This is a genomic window from Psychroflexus sp. MBR-150, from assembly GCF_053628795.1.
The window spans coordinates 1-8,305 of record NZ_JBRJHB010000035.1 but is presented as its reverse complement, the minus strand read 5'-3'; the positions used below and the strand labels follow the sequence as shown (position 1 = coordinate 8,305).

Genomic DNA, 8,305 nt, shown 5'->3' with positions numbered 1-8,305 from the left:
AATACCAATGAGACTCTCATCTCAATTACAGTTATGTTACTTGTTTTCAATGAACTTAATCACTATCTTGTATCCCCAAGTAACGCAGGACACACGGCTGCATACAACAAACGGTTTTGGCTAATGCGGGGTAAATGAGTAAAAATTACGATATTGCAAGAAAATAATTTTAGCGGCAGACGCTTTGGTTCGGAATGAAAAATTCCGCACTAGCCAAAGCCGCGAACGTTGTAAGCAACCTTAGACACACTAAACGCATAAAAATGAACTGAAACATATGAATAAATTATTACTAATACTGCTTATACTACCAATAATTGGACTATCCCAAAACACTATTACTGGAAAAATAGTTGGACAAACTAATGAACCAATTGAGTATGCAGAAGTTGTCTTGCAAACATTAGACTTAATTGCAATAAAATCTGAACTAACAAATGAAGAAGGTGTCTTTACCTTTAAAGATATAGCCAAAGGAACTTATAAATTAAACATACAATACTTTTCTCAAAATATTTTCTCAAAAATAATAAAATTAGAGGGCAACCTTGATTTAGAAACTATTATTACAAATGCTGGTCTTAACCTTAGTGAAGTAGTAATTACAGGAAAAAAACCATTGATTGAAAGAAAAGTAGATAGATTAGTTTTTAATATAGAAAATTCTGTTGCAGCAACTGGAGGTAATGGATTAGATGCTCTAAAACTTGCACCAAGAATAAAAGTACAAAATGATGAAATTTCTATGATAGGAAAAGGCAGTGTTGCTGTATTAATTAATGATAGAATTGTACAAATGTCTAGTGCAGATTTAGCTACTTATCTCAAATCACTGAATGCGGAAGACATAAAAAGCATAGAAGTAATATCTAATCCACCTGCTAAATATAGTGCAGAGGGTAACAGCGGATTAGTAAATATAGTGCTTAAAAAAGCAAAAAATGATGCTTGGAATGCATCATTAAGAAGTATTTACCAACAAGCAACCTATGCTAAAGGAAATGCGGGTGGTTCTTTTAATATGCAAAAAGGCAAATTTCAAATAAATACAGCGGTAAGCTATACTAACGGCTCTAATGCACCACAAGAAACCAATAAAATTTATTATCCTAACCTTACTTGGGACGAGGTAAATAACCGAAGAGACTTTACAAATGCATTATCTACGAGGTTAGGACTAGAATATAAAATCAATGATAAATTATCAACAGGCTTTACCTATAATTATATAACTAGCAAACCTTTAATAAAAGAAATTGACAAAACTACGCTAACTAATTCTTCTAATAGTGTATTAGATTCTTTAATATCAACTTTAGGTAGAAATGAGTATGATAAAAAACTAAATTCTTTAAATTATCATGTAATTTACGATATAGATACCATTGGCAGAAAACTATCTTTAGATGTTGATTATTTTAATTATAAGAACAAAACCAATAGAATCTTTAGTACACAATCATTTTTTCCGAATAATCAATCTATTCCAAACAGTTTAGAAGAAGCAAGAAATTTCGGGAATCAAGATATTACAAACTATTCTATAAATCTAGATATGGAACACCCAACCAATTGGGCAACATATAATTATGGTGCAAGAGTATCATTTACAGAAACAGATAATCTATTTAATTATTTTGATATAATTGATGATGAAGAAATACTGAACCCAAATTTTAGCAATCAATTCAAATACCAAGAAAACACCCAAGCCTTGTACTTTAGTGCACAAAAAAGTTTTTCAGATAAATGGGAAGCCAAAGTAGGTTTGCGGTATGAATTTACTCAAACCGAAGGCTTTTCTCAAACGCTTAATCAAACAAATACAAATGATTATTCAAAACTATTTCCAACAGCTTATGTTGCTTTCACCCCTAATGACAATCATTCTTTTAGTTTAAATTATGGCAGAAGAATAGCTAGACCAAATTTTGGGTATCTTAATCCATTTAGATTTGTAAACAACCCTTATTCCTATTCAGAGGGTAATCCTTTTTTACAACCTGCATTTACAGATAATATAGAATTTGAATATGCCTTTAAGGACAACTTAATTACCAATATTTATTATTCCTATACAGATGATGATTTTGAACAAGTTACTATAATTGATGCCAATACCAATGTGCAACAAGTAATTCCATTAAACTTTATAGTTAACAAAATGTTTGGTATTACCCAAACTTTTATTTTCAAACCTGCCAAATGGTGGGATGTTAATGCATCTGCTGATGTATATTACAGTGATACCAAATCTAAAATACCCGTTACACTTCAATTTTTAAGTGGTTGGAGTGGTGAGTTTAATATTTCGAACGATTTTACCTTAAACACAAATAAAACATTTTTGGGAAACTTAAATTATAATTATACAACAGAAGGGATTGATAATCTTGATTATAATTCTAATGCCAATCAGCTAGATATAGCACTTAAATGGTTGCTACTAGATAAAAGTCTAATAATTAGCTTATATGCAAATGACATTTTAAGTTCTAATAGATTTACTTACACAACATTTTCAAATGGTATAGAAAATTCTTTTAGAAATTACTACGATGAAAGATTTTTTAGAATTGGTGTAATATACAATTTTGGTAAAAAGTTTAATTTAAATAATAGAGAAAACAAAAATCAAGATGAATATAATAGAACCAATTAAAAATATTCTTGCAAGGAAAGTCCGATGAGGTATTAATGACTATAAAATATGATACAATTGTGTAACCTTAAATTCTTTTGAAATGGATGCAAAAAATTTTAATCCAAAATCCTTTTTGAATGTCAAAGAATTATCTACCCAAGAAGACCTTGTAATCAAAGGTGGTGGGAAGGATAAAAAGAAAGACCAGAAAAAGGACAAAAAGAAAGATGCTACAATTAAAGCTGATATTAAAGCTTCATTCTAGTATTTTCTTATCATGAGGAGGGAAAAGTTCCCTCCTCTATTTAAAGAACTAAGAATATAATACAGAGCATTTATGGGTAATGTAATAAATCCTAAAGACTTCTTAAGTATCAAAGTTTTTACAACAACGGAAGATTTGATTATAAAAGGAGGTTGTAAACAAAAGAAAAGACAAAAGGTAAAAGTTAAAGGTGGTACAACTATAATTAGACAACAGGTAAAAGTTAAAGATTGCGGTTGTGAAATTTAAATTGAATAATTATGAATAAAAAATTTAATCCAAAGGAATTTTTGAATATAAAAATTCTAAACACTACAGAAAATCTTGCTATAAAAGGAGGTGCAGACCAAAAGCAGAAACAAAAACAAAAAGTTAAACAGAAACAGAAACAGAAGAATAGTTTAAATCTCGATTATATATAACTTTAAATACTAAATATCTATGCAAAATTTTTCAATTGATTTTTGGAGAGATTTTATTAAAACTAATAATGATTTTTCCGAAACCTGTGTAATTAAAGATGCAATTAGCAAGGATATGCTAAATGAATTAAACCTTGGCATAATGGAGGTTTTGTCAAATAGGTTAACCATGAAAGACATAAACAATGGTATTCGTGTATATATTGAAGGCAAGGAACAAGATGATGATTATTTAAAAAAACTTTGTGAAACACCACCTGTAAAAACAGATGATATTAAAAGCTATACGGATAGAGTTTTTGATAAAAAATTTGGGTTTATTATTAATAGTGGTGAGCGTCATTCTGATTATATTGCGTACAATATCCTTAAAGCAGTTAAACCTTTAATTGATTTAAAAGGTATTCCACCTCTAGGTGTTGAAATAACAATTTTCATTGGCAATTATGGCTGGACACCTCTTGGAATTCATCAAGACCATCGTGGTGAAAATGTAATACATTTTCATTTAGGTCCTGGCGATAAAAAAATGTACATTTGGGATGAAGAAAAATACAAAGAACTTACCAACTTGAAGCATAATAATACCGATATAGAACCAATACTTTCCCACTCAAAAGAATTTTCATTTGGCACTAAGGATTTATACTATATGCCATGGAACAAATTTCATGTTGGTTTGACTAACGAGTTATCTGTTGGTATTACATTGTGGTTCAACAACCCCTCAAGGTATAAGTATTTTAATCGCATCATAGAATCTTTTGTGACTCAGTTTGTAAAAAAAGAAACGGAAATAATAGGAAATAAATACAACTTGTTAGAAAATGTTCACAATAGTTCAAAAGATATTTTTGAGATTTTAGAACTGGACAACGATGTAATAAATGGTTCAGTCAATGATTTTATAAATTTTATATCAGAAGAATTCAATTATAACTTAATAAGTAATGGTGGGTGGCAAACTATACCATTATCAATGAAAGATAAAATAGGGTATGATGTAGATAATGATTACACTAAATTAGAAAACCAAAAAATAAAATCGGACTCTTTATTTAAAATTTTACACAAAAGAAAGAAAAACATCCTTTTCGTTTATGTTAGAGGTTCAAAGTTTCAGATGCAATATTTTCCAGAGCTAGTGGATTTGTTAGATTTAATAAATGAAAATGAAATTATAGATATTAATTCTTATCTTAAATCAGGTAAATTAAATATCCCTAAAGAAGCAATTTTATACTTTTTAGCTTTAATATATGATAAAAGAGGTTTTGAAATAATTAAATAAAAATTATGAAAAATATAATAACAATTTTAGCAACATTCATATTTTGTACCTGTGTATACGCACAAAATAATTCTCATGTTATAAAAAAACAAAAAACTGTTTCTATTGAACAAAGTAAATTTCAATCAATTTGTTCTTCAATAAAAAAAATTATTGAAAATTATGACTGTGAAAAATTTCTCAATAAAAAATTCTATTTAAAAAATGAAAATGAAGAATTGATTGTTTTTATCAAGAAAAAACAAAAAATAAAGCTAAAATATAAATCAACACATCCCGAAAACGAAATCTTAAATCTTAAATATGAAAGAATATTAAAAATATTAGAATGAATAATATTCATTTTATACCCCAAAGAGATAATATGGATTGTGGCCCTGCTTGTTTGGCCATGATATCTATGTATTATTCTAAAAATTATCCTATTGAATATTTAAGAAGTCTTTCTTATATAACCAAGGATGGGGTTTCATTATTAGGTTTAAAAGAAGCATCTAGTATTATAGGTTTAGATTCTATTTCTGCTAAACTTACAACAACCGATTTAATTAGTAAATTAAATTATTTTCCTTGTATTCTATATTGGAATCAAAAACACTTTGTAGTATTATATAAAGTAGTCGGAAATTTATTTTTTTTAGCAGACCCTGAATTTGGTAAAATAAAACTTACCAAAGAAAAATTTGAAAAATCTTGGCTGTCGGATGGAGATAAAGGCGTAGCTCTTTTCCTCAACCCTACCGAAGAATTTTACACAAAACAACCACCCAAAGAAGAAAAACTAACTATAAAATATCTTTTTAACTACCTAAACCCTTACAAAAAACAACTATCTATTATGTTTGTGTTGCTTTTATTAGGTAGTGCTTTAACCTTGGTATTTCCTTTTTTAACCGAAGCTTTAATTGACAAAGGAGTAAATGCAAAAGACCTTAACTTTATCTTTATTATTTTATTAGCCCAATTAGGGTTATTCCTTGGTTCCATTATTTTTAGCATTTTTCGTAATTGGTTAATGCTCTATGTAGGTACGCATTTGAGCATTACAATAATTTCAGATTTTTTAAAAAAAATGCTTAAACTTCCCATTAAGTTTTTTGACACCAAACTAATGGGAGACTTCCAACAACGCATACAAGACAACGACCGTATTGAAGATTTTCTAACCTCTCAAAGTTTAACTACATTTTTTTCCATAATCACTTTTTCTGTGTTTTTTGGTGTTTTGTGGTATTATGATTTTACAATTCTATTGGTTTATTTTATATTAACTGCCCTTTCTATTGGTTGGTCTTTTTATTGGCTTAAAAAGAGAAAAATATTAGATTATTTCCGTTTTCAGCAAAGAAGCGAAAACCAAGAATCCATCTATGAAATGCTCAATGGAGTTACAGAGATGAAAATCAATCAGTTTGAAGATTTTAAAATTAATGAATGGGAGAATATTCAACAAAAACTATTTAAACTCAATACAAGAATCCTTAAATTAGACCAAATACAACTCTCAGGTTTTGAATTTTTCAACCAATTAAAAAATATCATCGTTACTTTTTTAGCAGCCACCTATGTAGTGCAAGGCAATATGACATTAGGTATGTTACTTTCCATTTCTTACATCATTGGGCAAATGAATTCCCCAGTTAATCAATTAGTTGATTTTTTTCGTTCTCTACAAGATGCAAAATTGAGTTTAGAAAGATTAAATGAAGTTCAAAACCACGAACCTGAAGAAAATAAAGAATTAAAACAAATTACTAAACAATCAAATTATCAAAAAAACGGTATTGAGAAAGGCATTTATCTAAAAAATTTATCCTTTCAATATGAAGGACCAAAATCTCCTTTTGTCTTAAAGGATGTTAATTTACATATCCCAGAGGGTAAAATTACTGCTATTGTCGGAGCAAGTGGTAGTGGTAAGACAACTTTAATGAAATTGCTTTTAAGATTTTATGACCCAATCAAGGGTGAAATATTTTACAATCATGATAATATTTTAAATCTTTCCCCAAAAAGCATCCGTGAAAATACAGGGGTAGTAATGCAAGATGGTTACATTTTTTCAGACACCATAGAAAGAAACATTGCAACTGCTGATAAAGAAGTAAATAAACAACAACTTAAAAAATCCGTACAAATAGCAAATATAGAAGAGTTTGTTGTATCTCTGCCCTTAAAATATAATACCAAAATAGGTTCAGCAGGAAATGGTTTGTCGGGCGGTCAAAGACAAAGAATGCTCATTGCAAGAGCTGTATATAAAAACCCTCATTATATTTTCTTTGATGAAGCTACCTCTGCACTAGATGCTGAAAACGAAAAAATAATACATGACAATTTACAAGAATTTTTTAAAGGTAAAACCGTTATTATTATTGCCCACCGTTTAAGTACTGTTAAGAATGCAGATAATATAGTAGTCCTCAAAAAAGGAGAAATAATAGAACAAGGCACACATCAACAATTAGTCAATAAAAAAGCGGAATATTTTAACCTTGTTAAAAACCAATTAGAACTTGGAAACTAAATTGAAATTTTTATTATTTTTGTAGTATTAACCTCAAAATCAATCATCATGGCATCAACATCAGAAACAGGGCACGCAAAAAATGTAGCCAACTTTCAAGACCTCATTTCATTTTGTACAGGATATGGCGCAACCTATAACCCTACCAATCCAAGACTAACACTAGCAGAATTAGAAAATCTATACACTACCTCTCAATCCAAATTACAAGCAGTCGCCAATACTAAAACTTCGTTTGATAATGCCACAAATGAACGTCGTAATGCTTTTGCAGACCTAAAACCTCTTGCCACAAGAATAGTTAACAGTTTTGCCATATCAGGTGCAGACTTTAGCTGTAGACAATGCCAAATCTATCAACAAGAAATTACAAGGTTCAAGCAAAAGAACTACATCAGAGACCGATGAAAATTCAGAAGAAACACAAAGCACTAATTCTATCTCCACATCCCAACAATCTTATGACAGATTAATAGACCATTTTGCCAACCTAATAGAAGTACTACTGCAAAATCCTCTTTACGCACCCAACGAAACAGAACTCCAAACCGCAACCTTACAGACAAAATTACAAGACCTACAAACCAAAAACACCAATCTCATCAATGCCTACACTCAATATTCCAACGCAATGATAGATAGGAATAACACCCTATATAATCCAGTAACAGGCTTGGTACAAACATCAAAAGAAGTAAAGCAATATGTAAAAAGCGTATTCGGAGCAAAAAGCCCACAATACCAACAAGTAAGCGGATTAGAATTTAAAGTAATCAAGAGATAATGTAATGTTAACAACATCAAGTATAAAACAAATAACTGCAATAAACATTTTATTAACTGATTTAATAAAACAGATAATTGCGATTATACTTTTTGTAACTGAATTTAATAATTTTCTAACTGCAATTATAAAACGAGCAACTGAATTTATAATTTCCCTAACTGAAAACATAAAACTTGCTACTGAATTTAATATTATTAAAACTGCATATAATAATTCATAAACTTAAATCCTAAAGAATCGAAGAGAAGACAGAAAGTCGAGTAGGTAAAGGGGGATCTCACCCCTAAACCTCTCACAGAACCGTACGTGATAGTCTCCCATCATACGGCTCTTCTTAACAAGTCTATGGCGTAAAACCGTATTGCCAAT

Annotated in this window: 9 protein-coding genes; all 9 read left to right on the top strand. The window is 29.5% G+C overall.

The window, feature by feature from the left end:
• Window positions 1-277 precede the first annotated feature (277 nt).
• The 9 genes from ACSSV5_RS11950 (at window position 278) to ACSSV5_RS11910 (ending at window position 7,933) form a co-directional block, all read left to right on the top strand.
• Window positions 278-2,662, top strand: a complete 2,385-nt coding sequence (locus tag ACSSV5_RS11950; RefSeq protein ID WP_454246053.1) for a TonB-dependent receptor domain-containing protein — start codon at window positions 278-280, stop codon at window positions 2,660-2,662.
• A gap of 82 nt (window positions 2,663-2,744) precedes the next feature.
• On the top strand, window positions 2,745-2,909 hold the full coding sequence (locus ACSSV5_RS11945) for a hypothetical protein (protein WP_454246052.1): 165 nt from the start codon (window positions 2,745-2,747) through the stop codon (window positions 2,907-2,909).
• A 72-nt stretch (window positions 2,910-2,981) separates the two neighbouring features.
• On the top strand, window positions 2,982-3,158 hold the full coding sequence (locus ACSSV5_RS11940; RefSeq protein WP_454246051.1) for a hypothetical protein: 177 nt from the start codon (window positions 2,982-2,984) through the stop codon (window positions 3,156-3,158).
• 11 nt (window positions 3,159-3,169) lie between these two features.
• The gene (locus ACSSV5_RS11935; RefSeq protein ID WP_454246050.1) at window positions 3,170-3,331 is read left to right on the top strand and encodes a hypothetical protein; all 162 of its coding nucleotides are present in this window, start codon (window positions 3,170-3,172) and stop codon (window positions 3,329-3,331) included.
• Window positions 3,332-3,350: 19 nt separating this feature from the next.
• Window positions 3,351-4,622, top strand: coding sequence for a hypothetical protein (locus ACSSV5_RS11930; protein WP_454246049.1), 1,272 nt, complete (start codon window positions 3,351-3,353; stop codon window positions 4,620-4,622).
• A gap of 5 nt (window positions 4,623-4,627) precedes the next feature.
• Window positions 4,628-4,954 (top strand): hypothetical protein, encoded by a 327-nt coding sequence (locus ACSSV5_RS11925; protein ID WP_454246048.1) that lies wholly within the window; start codon window positions 4,628-4,630, stop codon window positions 4,952-4,954.
• Window positions 4,951-7,149 carry a peptidase domain-containing ABC transporter gene (locus ACSSV5_RS11920; RefSeq protein WP_454246047.1) on the top strand — a complete coding sequence of 733 codons (2,199 nt, stop codon included), beginning with the start codon at window positions 4,951-4,953 and terminating at the stop codon, window positions 7,147-7,149. The genes ACSSV5_RS11925 and ACSSV5_RS11920 overlap by 4 nt, the downstream gene beginning before the upstream one ends.
• Before the next feature lie 48 nt (window positions 7,150-7,197).
• Window positions 7,198-7,557, top strand: a complete 360-nt coding sequence (locus tag ACSSV5_RS11915) for a hypothetical protein (protein ID WP_454246046.1) — start codon at window positions 7,198-7,200, stop codon at window positions 7,555-7,557.
• A complete protein-coding gene (locus ACSSV5_RS11910) occupies window positions 7,460-7,933 on the top strand; it encodes a hypothetical protein (RefSeq protein ID WP_454246045.1) in 474 nt (157 codons plus the stop codon). Before ACSSV5_RS11915 ends, ACSSV5_RS11910 begins: the two co-directional genes overlap by 98 nt.
• Window positions 7,934-8,305: the final 372 nt, after the last annotated feature.

Excerpts from the sequence above, each read along its gene's own strand:
- ACSSV5_RS11950 (WP_454246053.1), top strand. The coding sequence starts at position 278 with ATGAATAAATTATTACTAATACTGCTTATACTACCAATAATTGGACTA.
- ACSSV5_RS11945 (WP_454246052.1), top strand. The coding sequence starts at position 2,745 with ATGGATGCAAAAAATTTTAATCCAAAATCCTTTTTGAATGTCAAAGAA.
- ACSSV5_RS11940 (WP_454246051.1), top strand. The coding sequence starts at position 2,982 with ATGGGTAATGTAATAAATCCTAAAGACTTCTTAAGTATCAAAGTTTTT.
- ACSSV5_RS11935 (WP_454246050.1), top strand. The coding sequence starts at position 3,170 with ATGAATAAAAAATTTAATCCAAAGGAATTTTTGAATATAAAAATTCTA.
- ACSSV5_RS11930 (WP_454246049.1), top strand. The coding sequence starts at position 3,351 with ATGCAAAATTTTTCAATTGATTTTTGGAGAGATTTTATTAAAACTAAT.
- ACSSV5_RS11925 (WP_454246048.1), top strand. The coding sequence starts at position 4,628 with ATGAAAAATATAATAACAATTTTAGCAACATTCATATTTTGTACCTGT.
- ACSSV5_RS11920 (WP_454246047.1), top strand. The coding sequence starts at position 4,951 with ATGAATAATATTCATTTTATACCCCAAAGAGATAATATGGATTGTGGC.
- ACSSV5_RS11915 (WP_454246046.1), top strand. The coding sequence starts at position 7,198 with ATGGCATCAACATCAGAAACAGGGCACGCAAAAAATGTAGCCAACTTT.